This is a genomic window from Achromobacter sp. (assembly GCF_032102605.1).
Lineage (GTDB): Bacteria > Pseudomonadota > Gammaproteobacteria > Burkholderiales > Burkholderiaceae_B > Achromobacter.
The window spans coordinates 190422-212393 of record NZ_DAMDGT010000006.1 but is presented as its reverse complement, the minus strand read 5'-3'; the positions used below and the strand labels follow the sequence as shown (position 1 = coordinate 212393).

The window sequence follows — 21972 nt, the reverse complement described above, 5'->3', positions numbered from 1 at the left end:
GACGCAAGATTTTAACAAGCAAGCTACAATAGCGGGCTTGGCCTATTGCGAAGGTGGCGAAATTGGTAGACGCACCAGGTTTAGGTCCTGACGCCGTAACAGGTGTAGGGGTTCGAGTCCCCTCCTTCGCACCAATTTTTTCTTCATGAAATCAATGGCTTGGATTTTCATCCGGCGTTGATGTGGGGAGCCGGGCCCTGGAATGCACCGCGCTGGAATCCACTGCGCTCCCCGTGCACTTCACCAAGCCAGCGAATCTGGACCCGTTCCTTCGCGCGAACGACCGACTGATCCAGTCGCCGCATTGAATCCCGACGGTTCGACTGCCTCTCTTTAACTGGCCCCCCAGTTCAACTGGCCCCCCGTTCAACCGACCCCGATGGTTCCCCCGTATTACCGCTGCACCCTCTTGGGCAGCCAGCCGGTAAACCATGCCGCCGCCAATAGTGCGGCCAGGATGACCACGGTGCCAATGGACGTGGTGAAAGACGGCACGTACATCATCGCCAGATCGGCCAGCACGATAACCGCGAACGCGGCTGCCCAAGCCCACGCAATCCTATCCGCGGTGCGCCTGAAAGCGGGGCGGGCGGCGACTTCCGGAGAGACCCGCTCACGCGCGTACTGAAGCGTAAAGGGGCGGCCCGCGAAAATCGATCCCAGCACGATAGCGAGCAAGCCGGCGTCCACCAGCAAGCGAACGCTCAGGATCGACGGCGCGAATTCGGCAAAGCGCGTCGCAAAGGCAAGCACGCCAAACAATATCAGCGACCCCAGCTCCAACGTCTTGGGCACCACGCGAAGGATGAGCAAGTCCCGGATGACCAGCAGCGCGGAGACGGCTGTGGCGGCGACGAGGGCAGGGTGGGTTCCCAGCCTGTGCTCCAGCAGCGCAAAGGTAATGAAGGGAACGAAAGCGAGGAGCAGTTTCACGGCGTTCCTCCAACGAGGGTCGGCCGCTGAAACATAGCATTCGCGGTTTTTTGCCGTCAATGTGGCGCTCCCGGCATCGCCCGTTTGCCCGATCGCGTCCGCGGTCCGGGTCCGCTATTTTGTGCAAGGCGGCCATGCCCGCCAGGACGCACATACAAGAATGGTCAAGCTTTTCAATCCTTGACCTTCGCAATACGCGCTTGGCGATACCGTTGAGGTTTCGTAACCAAGGAGTGGATATGTACTCGCTTTCAAAGCGCTGCGGCGCCGAATTCTTCGGCACGTTCTGGCTGGTGCTGGGCGGATGCGGAGCCGCAGTGCTGGCCGCCGGCTTTCCCGAGCTGGGCATAGGTTTTGCCGGCGTCGCGTTGGCCTTCGGCCTTACCGTTCTGACCATGGCGTTCGCCGTGGGTCATATTTCGGGCGGGCACTTCAATCCGGCCGTCACCGTTGGCCTGGTCGCGGGCGGGCGCTTTCCCGCCAAGGAAATCCTTCCCTATGTCATTGCTCAGGTCCTCGGCGCCATCGCGGCCGCGGCAGTACTGGCATGCATCGCCAGTGGCAAGCTGGGCTTCGACCTGAAAGCCAGCCATTTCGCCGCAAACGGCTACGGGGCTTACTCGCCGGGCAAGTACACGTTGCTGTCGGCGCTGGTCACCGAAGTCGTGCTGACCGCCGGCTTCCTGTTCGTCATCCTGGGCGCCACCAGCCGTCGCGCCCCGGCGGGCTTCGCCGCCATCCCCATCGGCCTGGCGCTTACGCTCATCCACCTGATCAGCATCCCGGTCACGAACACGTCGGTCAATCCTGCACGCTCGACCGGTCCCGCGCTGTTCGTGGGTGGATGGGCGATCGAGCAGCTTTGGTTGTTCTGGGTCGCGCCGATCGCGGGCGCAATCATCGGCGCCATTGCGTATCGGCTGGTCAGCGACCCGGCAGTCGAGCGCGCCTGACAGGGTCAGGCCACCGCGCGTCCAAGAGGCCAGCGAAAACGACGGAAAGCGCCTGCTCAAACGTCAAGCCCCAAGATGGTTCCGGGCCGCTCGTCAACGTTGCGATGGCATCGGGATGGTCCACCGCAAGCAGTACCGCGCAATCGTCCCCGAATGGCGGGAAGGCGGGAGGAGGGGCGTCGTCGTTTCTGTCAGCCCTGGCCTGGTTCAGGCGCACGTATTCCAAGGCGCTCCGGCTCCGGATGATGGCGCGCAACAGAGGCGGACCTCGGAGAGCTGCCGGGGCGTTCGCTGCATGCCCGTCACCAGGGCGGAAACATACCTTTGGAGGTGGCGACGGCGCTCCTTCCCTTTGCTGTTGCAATAGGCGTGATAGGCGTTGTGCAAGTTGAAAAAGGAGTTGTTGGCCCACAGCAGCCGGAATTCGCTGGCTTGGTACTGCAAGGGGGCGTCAACAAGCCGGTCCTCAGGACCTAGTCAGCCGGATCCCAATACGCTTTCGGACGATTCCATCGACGCAAAGCGTAATCCTGTGACAACACTCAGCCCTTCCTCAGCGCCAGCCCGCCTTGCCCACTACGACACGACGACCATCGTCCTGCACTGGCTGACCGTCGTGCTGGTGCTGGGATTGTTCGCCTTGGCCGAAATCTGGGGCTTCCTGCCGCGCGGGACGCCTACGCGACGGCTACTGCAATCCCTGCATATTTCGTTCGGGCTGGCCTTCGCCTGTGTCTTCGTGCTGCGCCTCGTGTGGCGGCTCAGCGCAGGCAGGCGTCTGCCCCGGGCCACCTCGGGATGGATGGGGGCGGCCAGTGTGGGCGTGCATGGTCTGCTGTATCTGTTGATGGCGGCGCAGATCGTCCTCGGCTTCCTGTTCCGCTGGGCGCAGGGCGAGCCATTCGCATTTTTCGGGCTGTTCGACATCCCCACGCTGATTCCCATCGCCCACGAGCAACGCCGGTTCATCGGGGGACTGCATGATACGGTCGCCTGGATAATTATCACGCTGGCGGCGCTGCATGCCCTGGCGGCGCTTTTCCACCATTACGTCCTGCGCGACGGCGTGCTGCGCCGCATGACATCCAGCCGCTGAAGGCCTGAAAAAAAGGGCGCAGCGGCAGAAAGGCCTGGGTGGCAGGTTGTACATTACGCACTATCACCTGCCTTATCTCTACAGGATCTCCCATCATGCCCGCCCCTGAAGTCGTCATTTCCCCTTCGATCGCATGCGCGAACGATCGCCCCTTCGTGCTGTTCGGCGGCATCAACGTGCTGGAATCCCAGGACCTCGCGCTGCGCGCCTGCCAGGAATACCAGCGCGTCACCACGAAGCTCGGCATCCCCTACGTGTTCAAGGCTTCGTTCGACAAGGCCAACCGTTCGTCCATTCATTCGTACCGCGGGCCGGGGCTGGAAGAAGGAATGAAGATCTTCGAGGCCGTGAAGAAAGAGTTCGGCGTGCCGGTCATCACGGACGTGCACGAGCCCTGGCAGGCCGCGACGGTCGCCGAAGTGGCCGACGTCCTGCAGTTGCCGGCGTTCCTGGCCCGGCAGACCGACCTGGTCGTGGCGCTGGCCAAGACGCAGCGTGTCGTGAACATCAAGAAGCCGCAGTTTCTCAGCCCCACCCAGATGTTGAACATCGTGGAAAAGTTCACCGAGGCCGGCAACGACAAGCTGATCCTGTGTGACCGTGGCACGAGCTTCGGCTACGACAATCTGGTGGTGGACATGCTGGGCTTCGGCGTCATGAAGAAAGTGACGGGCAACCGTCCGATGATTTTCGACGTGACGCACGCGTTGCAGCAGCGTTCGGCGCTTGATGCGGCTTCCGGCGGACGGCGTGAACAGGTCGTCGAATTGGCTCGGGCCGGCATGGCGGTGGGCCTGGCAGGTCTCTTCCTCGAAGCCCATCCCGATCCCAAGAACGCCAAGTGCGACGGTCCCAGCGCCTTGCCCCTGGATAAGCTGGAACCCTTCCTGACGCAGCTCAAGAATCTGGATGACCTGGTGAAGTCCTTTGCGCCCATTGACATCGAACCCTGACGGCGGCAGTCATGCCACCTACGCAAAGCTGTTATACGATCCTGGCCAAACCATAGGGAGGCCTGGATGTCTTTGTATGTGATCGTCGCCGTGCGTAAAGAGGCCGTCAGCGGACATATTGCCTACGTACGCTGGGGACAGGCCGTGCGCGGCGTGCCGGGGTGGATATCCGAGCCCACGACGGCCGCCGCCTCTGAAGTCATCGATCTCATCAAGCACGGCGCGCAAGTCGAGACAGCCATCAGCGTGGACGGCCTGACCGTGGCGTCGCGCGCGGTGCGCGTGCTGGTGGACGATGGCGGGCGCGAGCACCTCGCGTCCGTGCCGGCGCCCAGCTCCACCTTGCACACGCTGTTCGACCTGCCAGAGTTCTGACCGCAAAGGCCCTATCTGCGGCCTTCCGCGAAATTGCGCAGCGCATCGCCCGCCATCCGGTAGCGCACCCATTCGTCTTGTGGCAGGGCGCCGATGGACTGATAGAAGTCGATGGCGGGCTGGTTCCAGTCCAGCACGCTCCATTCCAGCCGTCCGCAGCCGTTTTCCACGGCTTCCTGCGCCAGGCGGCGCAGCAGGTCCCGGCCTGCGCCAATGCCGCGGTGTTCGGGCGTGACGTACAGATCCTCAAGGTAAATGCCGTTCTTTCCCAACCAGGTGGAATAGCTGTAGAAGTAGACGGCGTAGCCGATGGCCTTGCCGTCGACCAGGCACATCAGCGCCCGCGCCGGCGCGCCCTCGGCAAACAAGGTTCGCTGGACGTCGTCCGCGCTTGCAATCACCTCGTGGGCAGCTCGTTCGTACACCGCCAGCTCGGTGATGAATGCATGGATCTGCGCCGCATCAGACGGAATGGCCGGACGGATTTCAATATTCACGAATTTTTCCTGTTTATTGGGATCGCTATCCTACCCCTGATTCGCTGAAGCAGCAGCGGCCCACCTGGGGATTTCCCTTGTTGCGCGTCCGGCTGCCAGGCGCGACGCTTTAACGGGATTGTGCCCAGAATCCGGACGCGTGCTCGAAGGGGATGTCCTCAATGCCCGAGACTGGTACTGCCGCCGGCAAGACGCCGCCGCCCGCGAGGCGTGGCCGCCGGTTTTCCTGGATCTGGCTCGTGCCTATCATTGCGGCGCTGGGCGGATTGCTGCTGGTGCTGCGGGTCTGGATGGAAGCAGGCCCGGTCGCCACGATCAGTTTCCAGACCGCCGAAGGGCTGGAGGCGGGCAAGACGCAGGTCCGCTACAAAGAGGTGAATGTCGGCATCGTCCAGCGCGTGGCCTTGAATCCGGAGCGCACCGGGGTGGTGGCCACGGTGCGCCTGAACAAGGAGGCTGCCGGACTGCTGCAAGAGGGCACCGTGTTCTGGGTGGTGCGGCCGCGCCTCACTCTGAGCGGTGTGTCAGGACTGGGCACCTTGCTGTCGGGCGCCTACATCGGGCTCGATCCGGCGGGCCGATCCAACGAAAACAAGGCCCCCATCGCCACCAAGTTTTCCTTTGTCGGTCTCGAAGTCCCGCCCGAAGTCACGCAGGACCGGCCGGGAAAGCGCTTTACATTGAAGGCGCACGATCTCGGCTCACTGGATGTCGGTTCGCCGGTGTACTACCGGCGCATAGCGGTGGGGCAGGTGGTGGGGTATCGCCTGAACGCCAGCGGCGACGGAGTCGACATCCAGGTGTTCGTCGATGCGCCCAACGATGCTTATGTCAACGAAGGCACGCGCTTTTGGAACGCGAGCGGCGTCGACTTTTCCGTGGATGCTCGCGGCCTGGAAGTGCGCTCGCAATCGCTGCTTTCCGTGCTCGTGGGCGGCGTGGCCTTCGATTCCCTGGAAGCGCGATCGCACGCGGCAGCGAAGCCTGACGCCTCGTTCGTCATTTTTGAGTCGGAATCCGCTGCGCGTGCGCTTCCGGATGGCGTTCCCATGCGCATTCGCATGCGGTTCGACCAGTCGGTGCGAGGGCTGGTAGTCGGCGCGCCCATTGACGCCTTTGGCGCCTCGATCGGCCAGGTGGATTCCATTGCACTGGAACTTGATCGGACGACAAACCAGTTTTATGCGGTCGTTGGGGCGACGCTCTATCCCGAACGGCTCGGCGCCAAGACATTCGAAGAAATCACGGAGTTCTCGGGCTCCACGATCAAACATCCCACCGGCAAGCTGATGGCCGCCATGATCGAACACGGCCTGCGCGCGCAACTGCGGATCGGAAACCTCTTGACGGGGCAACTGTACGTTGCGATGGCGGTCTTCCCGGATGCTGATCCGGCGGTGTTCAAGATGGAGGATGCGCCGTTCATACCCACCGTGCCGAACAATCTGGATCAGCTGCAGCTTCAGATCAACAGCATCCTCACCACGATCGAGCGAGTCCCTCTGGAGGGGCTGGGAACCGAGTTGGGCAATGTCCTGAAAGGGGCATCCAGCCTGGTCAGGCGGCTGGATGCGCAGCTTGCGCCGGAGGCCGTCGCGATGCTCAAGCAGGCCAGCAGGTCCCTTGCCGCGGTGGGCGGGCTGCTGAGCCCGGATGCAGGCTTGCCGGTCAATACGGGGACGATGCTGCAGGAACTCTCGCGCACCGCCAGGGCCCTGCGCGAGCTGGCCGACTATCTGCAGGCCCACCCCGACGCGCTGTTGCGCGGCCGCGCCGCGGATCCCGCGCCGGCGCGCGCAACGGCGCGCTAGCCACCCCGACCGGCGCCGGGAACACCGTTTGCTGATGTAGCCCCGTGACGCTTTCACGGCTACCTGGGGCTGGCAGCGCGTCAGAGTGGAGACTCAGCATGGATCATAGTGAAATGATGGCGCGGATGATCACGCAGCCTGTTGCGCCGGGCCGGTTCGACGGCTGGGACGGTGTGCTTTCGGCCTTGGCGGATTGCCTGCTGCAGGTGCAGGGCAAGGTGTCCGAGGCCGACATGAAGCGCTTCCTGGATGTCGGCGCGCTGGTGTATCGGACGTGCTGTCAGGACGAGGCGCGCCAGCGCTGGACGGCGGAGGAAATGGTCTCCTTTCACCGCAAGAGCGCGTAGGGACAGAAAGGCTTCAGAAAAGGCACTGCCGCAGCGCGAACGTCCGGCCGAACGCCCGGACCTCGTCGCCGTCCACGGATGCGGACACGTCCCAGTGGTCGCCTCGCGTGACCAAAATGGACTGGCTGGAGAAGACATGCCGCAGCGCAAACTGCCAGAATGCGGCCTCCGAACCCTCGGGTTGAAGGTCGTGCGGCCCGATCCGCAAACGCGTCGGCCTGGGCGTTGCTCCCAGCGACCACTTCAGGGCGATGGTCAGAAAGGCGAAACGCGCGGACATCGAGGCGGGCTGGATGCACAGGACTCGGATCTTGTTGCTCATGGCCATACCCCGCTGTTTCAGGTTGATCCAGCGTATCAAAGACCCGCGTGGTGATCCATACCGCATTTGATCGATTTGGCGCATGGCGCCAGCGCGCGGCTTGCGGATCAGCGTCGGCGTGTTGTGCCGGCCCGTTGCTAGAATGGCCAACGGCCGCGTGGGCCTGTACCGGAGATCGCCATGTCCAGAATTGTCGTCAACCCCGATACGGTCTTCAATTCCGTGCAATACGGGTTCAGCCAGGCCGTCATCGTGACGGGACAGCGTCGCATGCTCCTGTCTGGGCAAGTCGGCGTTGGCCCCGACGAAAAGACCGTCGGGCCGGGGCTGCAGGTTCAGACCGAAGCCGCGCTGGACAACGTCGAAAGGGTCCTGGCCGCGGGGGGCGGCACGCTTGCGCAGGTCATCATGCTGCGCATTTATATCTGCGACACGGTAAGGGAAGAGCAGGAGGTCGTGGCGCAGGCCCTGCGCGATCGCTTCAAGGTCGACCCGCCTCCTTCCTCGTGGATCATCGTCAGCGGTTTGTCGCTGCCGGAATGGCTGATCGAAATCGAAGCAGAGGCGATGCTGGATTAACCGCTTTCACGCCGGCGTGGATGTAGTGTCGCGCCACGGCGGCGAGGCGAATGCGGCTCGCAGGCACGCCAGGAATCCAGCCGTACGAGCCGACAGTTCCTGTCGTGACTTCACCAGCGCCACCACATTCGCATCCGGCAGGTTCCAGCCCGCCAGCAAGGGCACAAGCGCGCCCGTGCCAAGATGCGCCGCCACATCCCATTCCGACCGCGCGACGATGCCGTGTCCGGCCAATGCCCATTGCAGGGCCGTCGCCCCGGCGTTGCTGGACAGCGTGGGGGTGATCCGCACTCCCAGGGCGGCGCTACGGCCGCGCTTGAACCGCCACAGGGTGACGTCCTCGTCGTTCTCACGCAATGCAATGCAATCGTGGTCGCGCAGGTCTTCGGGCTTGGCGGGCGTCCCTCTGCGCGCCAGGTAAGCCGGCGCCGCGCACAGAATGCGACGGTTGGGCGCCAGCGGATAGGCGACCAACGTGGAGTCGCGCAGTTCGCCGATGTGGACCATCACGTCCCAGTTGTCCGATGCAAAACGGGGCGGACCGTCCGACAGCGCCAGGCTGGCCGTGACGTCTTCGCTGCGTGCGCGAAAGTCGGCCACCAGGCTGGCGATGTAGCGTTGGCCGAAACCCAGCGGCGCCACGACACGAAGATGGCCGGCCACTATGCCGCGCCGCCCCGCCAGCTCGTCCGCCAGGTCGCTCAGCTCGCCGCAGATCTGCCCGGCCCGACGGGCCAGCAACGTACCCTCGTCGGTCAAGGCGATGCCGCGCGCCGACCGGTTGACCAGCCTGACCCCCAGCCGCTTTTCCAGCGCGTGCAGTCGTTGCGTTACCGCCGGCGGCGTCACGTCCAGAGCTCGCGCCGCCTGCGCCAGCGAGCCCGTTGCGGCAAGGCTAAGGAAAAAGCGCAGGTCATCGGTGGTAATCATTTAGGTCGGGCTTAATGGAAAATTAAGAATGAATTAAACACGGGAAGTCCCGTCCGCGCCATACTGGCCCATCGCGGACACGAGCCCTCGTGCCCCGTCCATCACCCACGAGACCATGATGACCCCGGAAAGCGCCGCGCCTTCGCTGGACACCCTTGAAACCCCATGCCTGCTGCTGGACGAAACCCGGATGGCGCGCAACATCGAGCGTTTGAACGCCCTGATGGCCGGTCATGGCGTGCAACTCCGGCCCCATTTGAAAACCCCCAAATCAATAGAAGTCGCGCGTCGGGTGATGTCCACGCCGCAGGGGCCTGCCGCAGTGTCGACCTTGCAGGAAGCCGAACAGTTCGCGGCTGCGGGCGTCACGGACCTGCTTTACGCGGTTGGCGTGTCGCCCGCCAAGCTGGGCCGCGTGCTGGCCCTGCGCCAGCGCGGCGTCGATTTGACCGTCGTGGTCGACAGCATCGAGGCGGCGAGGGCGGTTTCAGCCAGGTCGAAGGCGGCGGGAGACCCCATCCCCGCGCTGATCGAAATCGATTGCGACGGCCACCGCGCCGGCGTACAGCCCAACGATTCGACGAACCTCCTGGCGATCGCTCGGGTGCTTCACGAAGACGGCGCGCGGCTGCAAGGCGTCATGACGCATGCCGGCGAGTCCTACGGTTGCCGTAGCGTCGAGGCAATCGCCGACATGGCCGAGCAGGAGCGTTGGGCCGCCGTAAGCTGCGCCCAGGCAATCCGAGCTGCCGGCCTGCCGTGTCCCGTGGTCAGCGTCGGTTCGACCCCCACCGCGCATTTTGCGCGCAGCCTTGAAGGTGTGACGGAAGTCCGGGCCGGTGTTTATGTGTTTTTCGACCTGGTCATGGCAGGGTTGGGGGTTTGCCGCGTGGAAGATATCGCCGCCACGGTGCTGACGACGGTAATTGGCCACCAACCCGACAAAGGATGGATCCTGGTTGACGCAGGATGGATGGCCATGTCGCGTGACCGGGGCACCGCCAAACAGCCGGTGGATCAGCTCTACGGGCTGGTTTGCGATGTGGACGGCAACGTGTATCCCGACGTACTGCTGGCCGAGACGAATCAGGAGCAGGGCATCATCAAGCTGCGGGCGGGCAGCGCCGAGGCGCTGCCGAACCTGCCGATCGGCGCCAAGCTGCGCATCGTCCCCAACCACGCGTGCGCCACCTGCGCGCAACATGACGCATACGAGGTCGTGCGGCCCGGGCAGCCGGGCGTCGTGGCTCGCTGGGAACGGTTTCGCGGCTGGTAAGCCCGACGCTACAAGGATCAGGACATGGAAATCATCCACACCCCCGAAGCAACTCCGCCCGCCGGGCATTATTCCCAGGCGGTTCGCGCAAATGGCTTTGTGTTCGTGTCAGGGCAACTGGGCTTCCTGCCGGCTGCCGGGCCCGGTCTGCGGCCGCTTTTGGCATCCGGCGCGGCCGCCCAGACACATGAGGCCATGCGCAGCGTCAAGGCGATTCTCGAAGCTGCCGGCTCATCCCTGTCGGCGGTCGTGAGCGCGACGGTCTACATCCCCGATGTCAGCCTCTGGGATGAGGTCAATGGTGTGTACGAAACGTGCTTTGGCGCTCATCGCCCGGCACGCGCCATCGTGCCCACGCGAGACCTGCACTTCGGCGCGCTGGTCGAGATCAGCGTGGTCGCCGTGGCTTGAAACAGGCCAGAACGGTCTTGCTCCAAGCCGCTACCGACGGGCACGGCCGGGCGCCGCCTATAATGCGGGCGCCTTGATGCCCGCGGCGGAGATCGTTCGAATGCAATACGAATATCTGTTCTGGTCCATGGCCGCCATGGTGGCGGCAGCCCTGGCGGGCGGCGCCCTGTGCGGCCGCCTGCGTTCGATAGGTCATGCGCTATTGGGCGTCGCAGGGCTGGCGGCGGTCATCTCCGTGGCCGCCCTGGTGCTGGCGCGCGTGGCTGGATTCAGCGACCTGGCGCCCATGTTGTCGATCGCGGCCTTCATGTTCAGCCTGGTGATCGGCGCTGCGGCCGCGTTGCTTACGCGTCGCATCCTGGAGCGCCGTGGGGCAGTCCAGCCATCAAGCCGCTGATCGCCCATCGTCGACACGTTTAACCGCCAACCGGCGGCCTACGCCGCTCGGTCGACGGGCACGCCGCGCTTCACTCCTCGGCGTCGAAATCCTCATCCTCTTCGTCGTCTTCGTCCTGCTCAAGGGCGTCATAGCCCTTCCAGGTGATGCGCCAACGCGTCGCACCTGCCGTTGCCGCGGTTTCGCTGATCTGCTTGACCAGGCCCGCGTCCTCCAGCAGGTCAAGGTGATGCGCAATCAGCTGCAGGCCTTGTTCCTCGGGATGCGGCGCCAGTGCGGCGTTCTTGATGTCGTGGGTGCTCAGGTTGGGACCCGGAGCGTCGCGCAGGGCGCCCAGGATCGTGACGACCAGATCGAAATCGCGTTGCATGATGTTCACCATGTTGGGGGTAGGGAAAGAACACGATGACGATAGCAGACTTGCACTGCAGCAATGGGACAGCGCGCAGCCGGGTTACAGTCCTGGATCTCGATAAACCAGATTCCCAAACACCATGAAAAAACCCGCAGAACGGGATTGCCTCGCCGTGGTCCCCGGCTATACGGGCCAGGCCGCCAAGCTCTTTCTATCGCGTAGCGACGACGATCGCATCAACGGAGTGACCGTGTTCGACCTCCTGGGCCACGTAAAGCAGCAAGGCGACCCCGAAGCCGCCGCGGCCTGGGTCGGCCAGTGGCTGGCCCAGGAATCCGACAACCGCAAGGCGCGGCGCACCCAGCTACAGGCCCAGCTCTTCATCTGCAAGCTGCTCGGCGACGACAAGGCGGCATTCCTGGCGGCCCAGAAGCCGCTTGCCCAGGTGCTGACTGCAGCAGGGGTCCGCTGCCGTAGCGTGGCGGCCACGTCAGGAGCCGCTCGGACGTCGCTTGGTCCGAATGTCAAGAAGCGTTAGCCGAAGGCTGTTATAGTCGCGCCTGGGCGTGCGTGTGCACCTACACGGTGCGTGCCCAGGCGGGCTCAGCTCGCAAGTCAAGGAAGATGGATCATGGAAATACTCAGTCGGCACGTTGCCGACGTAGCGGGCGGCATCGAGCTGCTCACCACGCTGGATGGCGAGAGCATCAGCGCCTATGTCGTCATGGGCGTCACCGATCTCAATGCAATTGCAGATATCGTGCCGCGTGAAAAAGTCGACGCCGGAGCGGACATACACGCCGCCAATGTCGACAATGTTGATAATGCGCAAGAACAGATCGACCAAGTCCTGGAAAATATGAACCCCGGCGACGTGGCGGTCTTCCTTTGCTCGGGTCCCGATGCTTTCGGCGCGGCACTCGACCTGTTGGGTTTACCTATCGACGAGTAAGCCTGGCGGCAAACCATAGTGTCATCCAAACGATGTATTGAACGTCGTACTCGGTTTTGGTGGCATTTATATAAGCCTTGATTGTTTTTTTATGATGTGTGGGTGTAAACACCTATACAGGGCTTCGTTTTGCCTATGAAAACGTGCCAATTTTCTGTGCAGTTTCTCTTTGTTGCATTATTGGCACGTATTTTTTAGGATTATGTTGACTTGTGAGGGGAACATAACGATAGTGTCGGCACACGATCACAAGCGTTGCGATTTTCGTTCAGTGCCGTGCCTTTTCCGGCTCAGCGTTATTGTTCTACTGTCCCCTCCTTGATTGATTCGTGACCTCCGGGCATTTGCCCATTATCTCTAGGAAATACAGTATGGAAACCGGCGTCGTTAAGTGGTTCAATTCGGAAAAGGGTTATGGCTTCATCACCCCGGAAGCGGGTGGCAAGGACCTGTTCGCTCACTTCTCCGAAATTCAGGGCTCGGGCTTCAAGTCTCTGGAAGAGAACCAGCGCGTCAGCTTTGTGACGGCCAATGGCCCCAAGGGCCCGCAAGCCACGAAGATTCAGGTTCTGTAAGACTCTGATTTTTCGCAAAAAGCCCCCTCGTGGGGCTTTTTTGTTTTTGTCCGCGGTATTCTTCCAGCAGGCATTCGCCAGCAGGCATTCGCCAGCACGGCCCAAGCGGCGCGTGTCCCAGCCCCCATCTCAGGACCTTGCCGCCGCCATGACAGCAGCCCCCACGTCGCCGATTTCCACTCAACCCCAGGATGTAGTCGACTTCTGGATAAAGGCGGGACCCGCGCAGTGGTTCAGCAAGAGCGCGTCATTCGACGCGGCTTTCAAAGCCCGCTTCGAAGGCGCCCACATGGCTGCCGCAGGGCGTCGCCTGGACGCATGGCTGGATGACCCGGCGGGCGCGTTGGCGCTGATGATCCTCCTGGACCAGTTCCCCCGTAATGCTTACCGGGATACCGGTCATATGTTCGCGACCGACGCGCTGGCGCTGCACTTTGCGGAACGGGCCATCGCTGCCGGCCACGACCTCGAGGTCGACAATGCTGTCCGGCAGTTTTTTTATATGCCATTCGAGCATGCCGAGAACCTGGGCGCTCAAAATCGATGCATTGCCCTAATGGAACCTTTGGGGGCGGAAGCTGTACGCTGGGCTGTCCTGCACCGCGACATCATCAAGCGGTTCGGGCGCTTTCCGCACCGCAATGCCGCGTTGGGACGGCAGACCATTCAGGCCGAGCGAGAGTTCCTGGAGTCGGGCGGATTCTCCGGCTAAGGACGGGGCCGCAGGGCAAGGCGGTATCCACCTGTATCGGCAGGTGGCAAGTTGAAAATTATCCGTTCAAAGGCCCTGCGGTTTGCGACTTTTTACGGGCGTAGCGGGCGTTTCCAGGCGCAATTTCCCGCCTTTCGAATATTTGACGTTTTTCCGAATTCGCCAATACACTGAATTCAGCGAGATTCTCAAGCGACGCGGTCTGCGTTCTCCTTGGTCGCCGTCAGTGGTGCCGCGGTTGCTATCCTCTCCCATCCTTGATGATCTGGCGCCCCGCGAGCAATCGCATTTCTAGGTCAAGGACATTCCATGGCAACCGGCATCGTCAAGTGGTTCAACGCCGAAAAGGGTTATGGTTTCATCATGCCCGACGACGGCAGCAAGGATCTTTTCGCTCACTACTCCGAAATCCGTAGCGAAGGCTATAAGTCGCTCCAGGAGAACCAACGGGTCACTTTCGACGTTGGGACCGGCCCCAAGGGCCCCAGCGCCAAGAACATCAAGGTCGCGGCCTGAGACCTACAGGGTAGCGCGCCGGGCCACCTGGTGTTCTATCCATAAAAAAGCCCCCACACCTAGCGTGTGGGGGCTTTTTTTTACCTGGATCGTCAGTGTTTGGCGCCGGCGCCGGAGGACAGCCGGTCAACCAGCGCGATGCCCAAGGCGGACAGAATGAAGATGGCATGGATGATGGTCTGCCACATTACGCCGGCTTCCGTGAAACGCGCGTTGGGCGTGCCGATCGTGCCCGCTTCGATGAAAGTGCGAAGCAGGTGGATCGACGAGATGCCGATGATGGCCATCGCAAGCTTCACCTTCAACACGCTCGCGTTCACGTGGCTGAGCCACTCCGGCTGGTCGGGGTGGTTCTGCAGGCGCAGGCGCGACACAAAAGTCTCGTAGCCGCCGACGATCACCATGACCAGCAGATTCGAGATCATGACCACGTCGATCAGGCCCAGCACGATCAGCATGATTTCCATCTCGCCGAAGCTCGTGGCGTGAGTCACCAGATGCCAGAGCTCCTTCAGGAAAAGCATGACATAAACGCCCTGCGCGACGATCAGGCCCAGGTAGAGCGGCAGTTGCAGCCAGCGCGAACTGAAGATCAGGCTGGGGAGCAGTCCAAGGCGGGGAGGGGGATTCGGGATCATGGTGGGTGCGAGCCGTTGTTGTTTGCAGAAAAAAGGGCGGCGGCAATTCTATCAATGCCGTGCGACAGCCGGGGGATCTGTTTTGGCTGACGTGGCCTGGAGCGCCAGGCACCTAGCATGGCAATTGGTGCGGCGCTTGGATTTTATGTAAGCGAAGTTCGCATTTGCGAAACTGTGTGCCGAAGTGCTTCCAAAGCTATTGGCCTATATAGAATTGCCGCCTCGTTTGCATAGAACAAGTCAATAGGAGTTTGTTCCCATGAAGATTCGCTACACCGTCGCCGCCCTGGCCGTCGCGCTTGCGCCTTACTCGGCCTCGCACGCCCTGGACATCGGAGGGCTCGTGGGCGCCGGCGCCAAGGTGGTCCAGGCGGCCACGTTGAGCGACGCCGAGATCAAGACCCTGTCCGATAAGGCATGCGCACAGAGCGATTCGCAAGAAAAGATCGCAGCCCCGGGCAGCAAGTACGACGCCCGCCTGCAAAAGATCGCCAAATCGCTGGGCGGCACGGTCAACGGCCAGAAGGCCAGCTACAAGGTCTATGTCACCAAAGACGTGAACGCCTGGGCAATGGCCAACGGCTGCATCCGCGTCTACAGCGGCCTGATGGACATGATGACGGACGACGAGGTGATGGGCGTGGTTGGCCACGAAATCGGCCACGTGGCGCTGGGCCATTCCAAGAAGGCGATGCAGACCGCCTACACCGTGTCGGCCGCACGCGATGCGGCGGGCGCAGCTGGCGGGGCGACCGTTGCCGCGCTGAACTCCTCGCAGTTGGGCGACCTGACCGAAAAGTTCATCAACGCGCAGTTCTCGCAGTCGCAGGAAAGCGCCGCGGACGATTACTCGTTCGATCTGCTCCAGTCCAAGAAGCTCAATACCCGCGGTCTCGTGACGGCGTTCCAGAAGCTTGCCGAACTCGACGGCGGCAAGAGCGATATGATGAGCTCGCACCCGTCCTCGGCCAAGCGCGCTCAGCACATCGAAGACCGTATCGCCAAGGCCAAATAAAGCCGCAGGCAGGCTTCTTGCCTCTCGGAATGTCCTTTCCTGGGGCGATAAAACGGGGCGCGAGCATCCGGGCAAATCCGGGGCTCGCGCCCTTTTGCGTCAGGGTTCTGGAAGTTCCGGTAAAATGCCGCGTTTATCCGCCCGTAATCTCATCTCTCGGAAAATAGGTCTTTTAATGCAGCCTGTGGTTGAAACCCTCTCCGGCCTGGAGCGCCGTGTTGATCTGGCCGTCTCGGTGGCCGACGTCGAAAAGGAAGTCCAGGCGCAATTGAAGCGCGTGGCTCGCACCGCCAAGGTGCCCGGTTTCCGTCCGGGCAAGGCGCCGCTCGCCATGCTCGAGCGTAGCCATGGCCCCAGCATCCGCTACGACGTGATCAATAGCCAAGTTGGCCGTGCCTTTGAACAAGCTATCGACGGCGCCAAGCTGCGCGTCGCTGGCGCCCCGAACCTCGAGCCCAAGACTGAAGGCGTTTCTGACGATACGCTGGCGTTCACCGCCACGTTCGAGGTTTACCCCGAAGTCGCCGTGCCTGACTTGTCGGGCCTGGCCGTCACTCGCTACGAAACCGCCGTCACCGACGCCGAAGTGCAGCAAACGCTGGACGTCCTGCGCAAGCAACGTGCCACGTTTGAAGCCCGCGAAGGCCGCGCCAGCGCCGACGGCGACCGCGTCACGCTCGACTTCGTCGGCACCATCGACGGTGTGCCGTTCGAAGGCGGCAAGGCCGAAGACTTCCCGTTCGTGCTCGGTCAAGGCCGCATGCTGCCCGAGTTCGAAGAAGCCGCCCGCGGTCTGAAGGCTGGCGAAACCAAGGTCTTCCAGCTCAAGTTCCCCGATGACTACCAAGGCGTGGAAGTCGCCGGCAAGACCGCCGAATTCACCATCACCATCAAGGAAGTGGCTGAAGGCGTCCTGCCTGAACTGAACAGCGAATTCGCCAAGTCCCTCGGCCAGGCCGAAGGCGACGTCGAAAAGCTGAAGGCCGACATCCGCACCAACATCGAACGCGAAGTCAAGGTCCGTTCGCAAGGCCGCACCAAGGCCAGCGTCATGGACGCTTTGGTCGAAGCCGGCAAGTTCGACGTGCCGAAGGCGCTGATCGACAACGACGTGCAAGGCCGCGTCGCCGCTGCTCGCGAAGAACTGAAGCAGCGCGGCGTGCCCAATGCCGAATCCGTGCCGATCCCGGCCGAAGCCTTCTCGACCGAATCCGAGCGCCGCGTCCGTCTGGGCCTGCTGGTGTCCGAACTGGTCAAGCAAGCCCAACTGCAGGCCAAGCCCGAGCAGGTTCGTACGCGCATCGAAGAATTCGCGCAAAACTACGAACAACCCGCCCAGGTTGTCAGCTATTACCTGGCAGACCGCCAGCGTCGTGCTGAAATCGAGGCTATCGTGCTTGAAGACAACGTCGTCGCGCACGTGTTGGAAAAGGCCAAGGTCACCGATGAGAAGGTGCCTTTCGATCAGTTGATGGGGATGGCGTAACACTATGCAGAGATTCACCGATTTCTATGCGGCAATGAATGGCGGGTCTTCGGTGACCCCCACCGGCCTGGGCTACATTCCCATGGTGATCGAGCAGTCGGGGCGCGGCGAACGCGCCTACGACATCTATTCGCGTCTGCTCCGCGAACGGCTCATTTTCCTGGTGGGACCGGTGAACGACGCCACGGCCAACCTGGTTGTGGCTCAGTTGCTGTTCCTGGAATCGGAGAATCCTGACAAGGACATTTCCCTGTACATCAACTCGCCCGGCGGGTCGGTGTACGCGGGAATGGCCATCTATGACACCATGCAGTTCGTGAAGCCGGACGTGTCCACCCTGTGCACTGGCCTGGCGGCCAGCATGGGTGCGTTCCTGCTTGCAGCCGGCAAGAAGGGCAAGCGTTTCACGCTGCCCAACTCCCGCATCATGATTCACCAGCCATCCGGCGGCGCCCAAGGGCAGGCCTCGGACATCCAGATCCAGGCTCGTGAAATCCTTGACCTGCGCGAGCGCCTGAATCGCATCCTGTCCGCCAATACCGGGCAGAGCATGGAGCGCATCGAGCTGGATACGGAACGTGACAACTTCATGTCGGCCGAAGATGCGGTATCGTATGGACTGGTGGACAAGGTCATGGCCTCCCGTTCGGAAGGCTGACTTCCCGGTTGAATCCAGACCCGCTGCCATCATGTTTGAGTAAGCGCATGCGCTAGGCCTCACTCGGCCTGGCGCATCTTTACCTGAGATACGAAAGAAATATGCCTGAAAAAAAGGGATCGGCAGACGCAAAAGTGCTGCATTGCTCGTTTTGCAATAAAAGCCAGCATGAAGTCCGCAAGCTGATCGCGGGTCCGTCGGTATTCATCTGCGATGAATGCATAGATTTGTGCAACGACATCATCCGCGAGGAAGCGCAGGCAACCGCGCGCGCGGCGATTCGTTCCGAACTGCCCACTCCGGCTGAAATCAAGACGTTCCTCGACCAGTACGTCATTGGGCAGACGTCGCCCAAGCGCATGCTGGCCGTGGCTGTCTACAACCACTACAAGCGCATTCGCCACGGCGAAATCAAGGGCGACGAAGTCGAGCTGTCCAAGAGCAACATCATGCTGATCGGCCCCACGGGCTCCGGCAAGACGCTCCTGGCCCAGACGCTTGCTCGCATGCTGAATGTGCCTTTCGTCATGGCCGACGCCACCACGCTTACCGAAGCCGGTTACGTGGGCGAAGACGTCGAGAACATCATTCAGAAGTTGCTGCAGAACTGCAACTATGAAGTCGAAAAGGCCCAGCGCGCCATCATCTATATCGACGAGATCGACAAGATCTCGCGCAAGTCCGACAACCCGTCCATCACCCGCGACGTGTCGGGCGAGGGCGTGCAGCAGGCCTTGCTGAAGCTGATCGAAGGCACGGTGGCCTCGGTGCCCCCGCAAGGCGGTCGCAAGCACCCCAACCAGGACTTCGTCCAGGTGGATACCACCAATATCCTGTTCATCGTTGGCGGTGCCTTCGATGGCCTGGAAAAGGTCATCCGCGATCGCACGGAAAAGTCGGGCATCGGCTTTTCGGCTTCGGTGCGCGCCAAGTCGGAACGCGGCGTGGGCGAGCTGTTCTCCGAAGTCGAACCCGAAGATCTCATCAAGTTCGGCCTCATTCCGGAACTGGTCGGTCGCTTGCCGGTCGTCGCCACCCTGGACGAACTCGACGAAGCCGCGCTGGTCCAGATCCTGACCGAGCCCAAGAACGCCTTGCTCAAGCAGTTCCAGAAGCTGTTTGCCATGGAAGGCGCCGAGCTGGACGTTCGTCCGGCCGCGCTCAAGGCCATCGCCCGCAAGGCGCTCCGCCGCAAGACGGGCGCCCGGGGCCTGCGGTCCATCATCGAGCAGGCGCTGCTCGACACCATGTATGACCTGCCCTCCCAGGGCAACGTCAAGCGCGTGGTGCTCGACGAAGGCGCCATCGAAGGCGAGGGCAAGCCCTTGCTGATCTACGCCGATGAGGCCGCCGCGCCAGAGAAACCCGAACGCGGCGAAGTCCGCGACGCCGCAGCCTGATATTTCAAAAAAGCCCGTTCTCGTAACGGGTTTTTTTGCCTAGGGCTTTCTGAACGCCAAAAACACGCTTTTCTCGGGGCCGCCAAGGCCGCATACTGGAAGCGCACCGGGGCCTTTATCGGCCTTTTGGTTATCCAGGCGCCGAGATCTTGAATTTTCGGCTATTGTTCCCATAACAGACGTAATTGACGAGTTTGCTCGGGTATTCCCGAGTGCCCCGTCCCCGATACGCCGAGTCATACCGAGGAACCACATATGTCTGCCAGCCAGACCCTGCCTTCCGACCCGATCGACCTTCCCCTGCTGCCGCTACGCGACGTCGTAGTGTTCCCGCACATGGTCATCCCGCTGTTCGTCGGCCGTCCGCGCTCCATACGCGCGCTCGAGGTTGCGATGGAAGCGGGCAAAAGCATCATGCTGGTGGCCCAGAAATCCGCCGGCAAGGATGACCCCACGCCCGAAGACGTTTACGAAATCGGCTGCGTTGCCGGCATTCTGCAGATGCTCAAGCTGCCCGACGGCACCGTCAAGGTGCTGGTCGAAGGCACCCAGCGCGCGCGCATCAACACCATCGAAGATGCCGATTCGCACTTCACCTGCCAGGTGTCGCCCATTGAGCCGGACGCCATGCAGGGCTCCGAAACCGAAGCCCTGCGCCGCGCCATCGTTGCGCAGTTCGAGCAGTACGTAAAGCTCAACAAGAAGATCCCCCCGGAGATCCTGACGTCCCTGGCTGGCATCGATGATGCCGGACGCCTCGCGGACACGATCGCCGCGCACCTGCCCCTCAAGCTCGAGCAGAAGCAGAAGATGCTCGAGATCGTCGGCACCTCCGAACGCCTCGAAGGTCTGCTCACGCAACTCGAAACCGAAATCGACATCCTCCAGGTCGAGAAGCGGATTCGCGGCCGCGTGAAGAAGCAGATGGAGAAGAGCCAGCGCGACTACTACCTGAATGAGCAGGTCAAGGCCATTCAGAAAGAGTTGGGCGAAGGCGAAGAGGGCGCGGACATCGAAGAGCTCGAAAAGAAGATCATCGCTGCCCACATGCCCAAAGAGGCGCGCAAGAAGGCCGATGCCGAGCTCAAGAAGCTCAAGCTCATGTCGCCCATGTCGGCCGAAGCCACCGTGGTGCGCAACTACATTGATACGCTCATCAATCTCCCCTGGAGAAAGAAGAGCAAGATCAACAACTCGATCAGCAACGCCGAAACCGTGCTGGACAACGACCATTACGGTCTCGAGAAGGTCAAGGAACGGATCCTGGAATACCTTGCCGTGCAACAGCGCGTCGACAAGGTCAAGGCGCCCATCCTGTGCCTGGTCGGCCCTCCGGGCGTGGGCAAGACTTCGCTCGGGCAGTCCATCGCCAAAGCGACGAACCGCAAGTTCGTCCGGATGGCGCTGGGCGGCGTGCGCGACGAAGCCGAGATCCGCGGCCATCGCCGTACGTATATCGGCTCCATGCCCGGCAAGATCGTCCAGAACATGTCGAAGGTCGGCGTGCGCAATCCGTTGTTCCTGCTTGATGAAATCGACAAGCTGGGCATGGACTTCCGCGGCGATCCTTCGTCGGCGCTGCTCGAAGTGCTGGACCCGGAACAGAACCACACGTTCCAGGACCACTACATCGAAGTCGATTTCGACCTGTCCGACGTCATGTTCGTGGCGACCAGCAACACGCTGAACATTCCGCCGGCGCTGCTGGATCGTATGGAAGTGATCCGCCTGTCGGGTTACACCGAGGAAGAGAAGATCCACATCGCCCGCGACCATCTGCTGCCCAAGCTGATGAAGAACAACGGCGTGAAGGATAGCGAACTGACCGTGGACGACAGCGCGCTGCGCGACATCGTGCGCTACTACACCCGCGAAGCCGGCGTGCGTGCGCTCGAACGCGAAGTGGGCAAGATCTGCCGCAAGGTCATCAAGCAGCTGCTGACGCAAAGCGATCGCGCCAATGCCGAAGGCAAGACGCTGGAAGTCAAGGCGGTCAATGTGACGGCCGAAAACCTCAGCGATTACCTGGGTGTGCGCCGCTATGCATTCGGCATGGCCGAAAAGGAAAACCAGATCGGTCAAGTGACGGGTCTGGCGTGGACGGAAGTCGGTGGCGACCTGCTGACGATCGAAGTCGCGGACATGCCTGGCAAGGGCGTCATCCAGCGTACGGGTTCGCTCGGCGATGTGATGAAGGAATCCGTCGAAGCTGCTCGTACGGTTGTGCGCTCGCGCGCTCGCCGCCTGGGCTTTGCTGACAGCGTGTTTGAAAAGCACGACATGCACGTTCACGTGCCCGAAGGCGCCACGCCGAAGGACGGCCCGTCTGCAGGTATCGCGATCACCACGGCCATGGTGTCGGCTCTGTCGCGCATTCCGGTGCGTGCTGACGTCGCCATGACCGGCGAGATCACGTTGCGCGGCGAAGTCCTGCCTATCGGCGGCCTGAAGGAAAAGCTGTTGGCCGCTCACCGTGGCGGCATCAAGACGGTTCTGATTCCGGAAGAAAACGTCAAGGATTTGGCGGAGATCCCGGACAACGTCAAGAACCACCTTGAGATCGTGCCGGTTCGCTGGATCGACAAGGTGTTGGAACTTGCCTTGGAGCGTCTGCCGGAGCCCCTGGCCGAGGAAGAAGCCGTCAAAGAGCCCCTGGTGGCCAAGCCGGCCGAACCCGGCTCCACGGACCCGGTCTTGAAGCACTGATAGCACCCGTGGTGCATGGATGCCCTGCAAAAGGGCATCCCAACAAAAAACCCCGCTTAGTTGATAAGCGGGGTTTTTT

The 21972-nt window shown here is 62.0% G+C and carries 26 protein-coding genes and 1 tRNA gene; 21 read left to right on the top strand and 6 right to left on the bottom strand.

The window, feature by feature from the left end:
- The first annotated feature begins 47 nt into the window (after window positions 1-47).
- Window positions 48-134: transfer RNA gene (locus RT614_RS15950), tRNA-Leu, on the top strand.
- Between the two features lie 259 nt (window positions 135-393).
- Here the strand turns inward: RT614_RS15950 and RT614_RS15945 are convergent.
- Entirely contained in the window at window positions 394-933 is a 540-nt protein-coding gene (locus tag RT614_RS15945) for a hypothetical protein (RefSeq protein WP_313623095.1), read from the bottom strand.
- A 239-nt stretch (window positions 934-1172) separates the two neighbouring features.
- Here RT614_RS15945 and aqpZ point away from each other — a divergent pair, with 239 nt between their 5' ends.
- The 4 genes from aqpZ (at window position 1173) to RT614_RS15925 (ending at window position 4310) form a co-directional block, all read left to right on the top strand.
- The gene (gene aqpZ, locus RT614_RS15940; RefSeq protein ID WP_313623094.1) at window positions 1173-1886 is read left to right on the top strand and encodes an aquaporin Z; all 714 of its coding nucleotides are present in this window, start codon (window positions 1173-1175) and stop codon (window positions 1884-1886) included.
- Between the two features lie 532 nt (window positions 1887-2418).
- Window positions 2419-2982, top strand: a complete 564-nt coding sequence (locus RT614_RS15935; RefSeq protein ID WP_313623093.1) for a cytochrome b — start codon at window positions 2419-2421, stop codon at window positions 2980-2982.
- Window positions 2983-3077: 95 nt separating this feature from the next.
- Complete coding sequence (gene kdsA / locus RT614_RS15930; protein ID WP_313623092.1) at window positions 3078-3935, top strand: 3-deoxy-8-phosphooctulonate synthase; 858 nt, start codon at window positions 3078-3080, stop codon at window positions 3933-3935.
- Window positions 3936-4001: 66 nt separating this feature from the next.
- Window positions 4002-4310: a carbohydrate isomerase gene (locus RT614_RS15925; protein ID WP_313623091.1), complete on the top strand. Its 309-nt coding sequence runs from the start codon at window positions 4002-4004 to the stop codon at window positions 4308-4310.
- Window positions 4311-4321: 11 nt separating this feature from the next.
- Here the strand turns inward: RT614_RS15925 and RT614_RS15920 are convergent, their stop codons facing one another.
- Window positions 4322-4807: a GNAT family N-acetyltransferase gene (locus RT614_RS15920; protein WP_313623090.1), complete on the bottom strand. Its 486-nt coding sequence runs from the start codon at window positions 4805-4807 to the stop codon at window positions 4322-4324.
- Between the two features lie 161 nt (window positions 4808-4968).
- On the opposite strand from RT614_RS15920, the gene RT614_RS15915 reads away from it, so the two are divergent.
- Together RT614_RS15915 and RT614_RS15910 are read left to right on the top strand one after the other, a co-directional pair.
- Complete coding sequence (locus RT614_RS15915; RefSeq protein ID WP_313623089.1) at window positions 4969-6618, top strand: intermembrane transport protein PqiB; 1650 nt, start codon at window positions 4969-4971, stop codon at window positions 6616-6618.
- Window positions 6619-6716: 98 nt separating this feature from the next.
- Window positions 6717-6965 (top strand): hypothetical protein, encoded by a 249-nt coding sequence (locus RT614_RS15910; RefSeq protein ID WP_313623088.1) that lies wholly within the window; start codon window positions 6717-6719, stop codon window positions 6963-6965.
- Between the two features lie 13 nt (window positions 6966-6978).
- Here RT614_RS15910 and RT614_RS15905 read toward each other — a convergent pair whose 3' ends face one another.
- Window positions 6979-7287, bottom strand: coding sequence for a hypothetical protein (locus tag RT614_RS15905; RefSeq protein ID WP_313623087.1), 309 nt, complete (start codon window positions 7285-7287; stop codon window positions 6979-6981).
- A 180-nt stretch (window positions 7288-7467) separates the two neighbouring features.
- On the opposite strand from RT614_RS15905, the gene RT614_RS15900 reads away from it, so the two are divergent.
- On the top strand, window positions 7468-7866 hold the full coding sequence (locus tag RT614_RS15900; protein WP_313623086.1) for a RidA family protein: 399 nt from the start codon (window positions 7468-7470) through the stop codon (window positions 7864-7866).
- A 6-nt stretch (window positions 7867-7872) separates the two neighbouring features.
- On the opposite strand, the gene RT614_RS15895 is transcribed toward RT614_RS15900, so the two are convergent.
- The gene (locus RT614_RS15895) at window positions 7873-8796 is read right to left on the bottom strand and encodes a LysR family transcriptional regulator (protein WP_313623085.1); all 924 of its coding nucleotides are present in this window, start codon (window positions 8794-8796) and stop codon (window positions 7873-7875) included.
- 118 nt (window positions 8797-8914) lie between these two features.
- On the opposite strand from RT614_RS15895, the gene RT614_RS15890 reads away from it, so the two are divergent.
- The 3 genes from RT614_RS15890 (at window position 8915) to RT614_RS15880 (ending at window position 10880) form a co-directional block, all read left to right on the top strand.
- Window positions 8915-10072, top strand: a complete 1158-nt coding sequence (locus RT614_RS15890) for a DSD1 family PLP-dependent enzyme (RefSeq protein WP_313623228.1) — start codon at window positions 8915-8917, stop codon at window positions 10070-10072.
- Between the two features lie 24 nt (window positions 10073-10096).
- Window positions 10097-10483 carry a RidA family protein gene (locus tag RT614_RS15885; RefSeq protein ID WP_313623084.1) on the top strand — a complete coding sequence of 129 codons (387 nt, stop codon included), beginning with the start codon at window positions 10097-10099 and terminating at the stop codon, window positions 10481-10483.
- Between the two features lie 100 nt (window positions 10484-10583).
- Window positions 10584-10880, top strand: a complete 297-nt coding sequence (locus RT614_RS15880) for a hypothetical protein (protein ID WP_313623083.1) — start codon at window positions 10584-10586, stop codon at window positions 10878-10880.
- A 70-nt stretch (window positions 10881-10950) separates the two neighbouring features.
- Here RT614_RS15880 and RT614_RS15875 read toward each other — a convergent pair whose 3' ends face one another.
- On the bottom strand, window positions 10951-11250 hold the full coding sequence (locus tag RT614_RS15875) for a DUF2513 domain-containing protein (protein WP_313623081.1): 300 nt from the start codon (window positions 11248-11250) through the stop codon (window positions 10951-10953).
- Window positions 11251-11374: 124 nt separating this feature from the next.
- On the opposite strand from RT614_RS15875, the gene RT614_RS15870 reads away from it, so the two are divergent.
- The 5 genes from RT614_RS15870 (at window position 11375) to RT614_RS15850 (ending at window position 13990) form a co-directional block, all read left to right on the top strand.
- Window positions 11375-11773 carry a hypothetical protein gene (locus RT614_RS15870; RefSeq protein ID WP_313623080.1) on the top strand — a complete coding sequence of 133 codons (399 nt, stop codon included), beginning with the start codon at window positions 11375-11377 and terminating at the stop codon, window positions 11771-11773.
- A 93-nt stretch (window positions 11774-11866) separates the two neighbouring features.
- Window positions 11867-12187 carry a hypothetical protein gene (locus RT614_RS15865; RefSeq protein WP_313623079.1) on the top strand — a complete coding sequence of 107 codons (321 nt, stop codon included), beginning with the start codon at window positions 11867-11869 and terminating at the stop codon, window positions 12185-12187.
- Window positions 12188-12558: 371 nt separating this feature from the next.
- Window positions 12559-12762 (top strand): cold-shock protein, encoded by a 204-nt coding sequence (locus RT614_RS15860; RefSeq protein ID WP_006220190.1) that lies wholly within the window; start codon window positions 12559-12561, stop codon window positions 12760-12762.
- A 148-nt stretch (window positions 12763-12910) separates the two neighbouring features.
- A complete protein-coding gene (locus RT614_RS15855; protein ID WP_313623078.1) occupies window positions 12911-13474 on the top strand; it encodes a DUF924 family protein in 564 nt (187 codons plus the stop codon).
- 309 nt (window positions 13475-13783) lie between these two features.
- A complete protein-coding gene (locus RT614_RS15850) occupies window positions 13784-13990 on the top strand; it encodes a cold-shock protein (protein WP_042794090.1) in 207 nt (68 codons plus the stop codon).
- 92 nt (window positions 13991-14082) lie between these two features.
- Here RT614_RS15850 and RT614_RS15845 read toward each other — a convergent pair whose 3' ends face one another.
- Entirely contained in the window at window positions 14083-14628 is a 546-nt protein-coding gene (locus tag RT614_RS15845; protein ID WP_313623077.1) for a TIGR00645 family protein, read from the bottom strand.
- A 259-nt stretch (window positions 14629-14887) separates the two neighbouring features.
- Here RT614_RS15845 and RT614_RS15840 point away from each other — a divergent pair, with 259 nt between their 5' ends.
- The 5 genes from RT614_RS15840 (at window position 14888) to lon (ending at window position 21893) form a co-directional block, all read left to right on the top strand.
- Window positions 14888-15643, top strand: coding sequence for a M48 family metalloprotease (locus tag RT614_RS15840; protein WP_313623076.1), 756 nt, complete (start codon window positions 14888-14890; stop codon window positions 15641-15643).
- Window positions 15644-15818: 175 nt separating this feature from the next.
- A complete protein-coding gene (gene tig / locus RT614_RS15835; RefSeq protein WP_313623075.1) occupies window positions 15819-17129 on the top strand; it encodes a trigger factor in 1311 nt (436 codons plus the stop codon).
- A 4-nt stretch (window positions 17130-17133) separates the two neighbouring features.
- Complete coding sequence (gene clpP / locus RT614_RS15830; protein WP_313623074.1) at window positions 17134-17787, top strand: ATP-dependent Clp endopeptidase proteolytic subunit ClpP; 654 nt, start codon at window positions 17134-17136, stop codon at window positions 17785-17787.
- Window positions 17788-17888: 101 nt separating this feature from the next.
- Complete coding sequence (gene clpX / locus RT614_RS15825) at window positions 17889-19187, top strand: ATP-dependent Clp protease ATP-binding subunit ClpX (protein WP_313623073.1); 1299 nt, start codon at window positions 17889-17891, stop codon at window positions 19185-19187.
- 255 nt (window positions 19188-19442) lie between these two features.
- Window positions 19443-21893, top strand: coding sequence for an endopeptidase La (gene lon, locus RT614_RS15820; protein ID WP_313623072.1), 2451 nt, complete (start codon window positions 19443-19445; stop codon window positions 21891-21893).
- Window positions 21894-21972 lie beyond the last annotated feature (79 nt).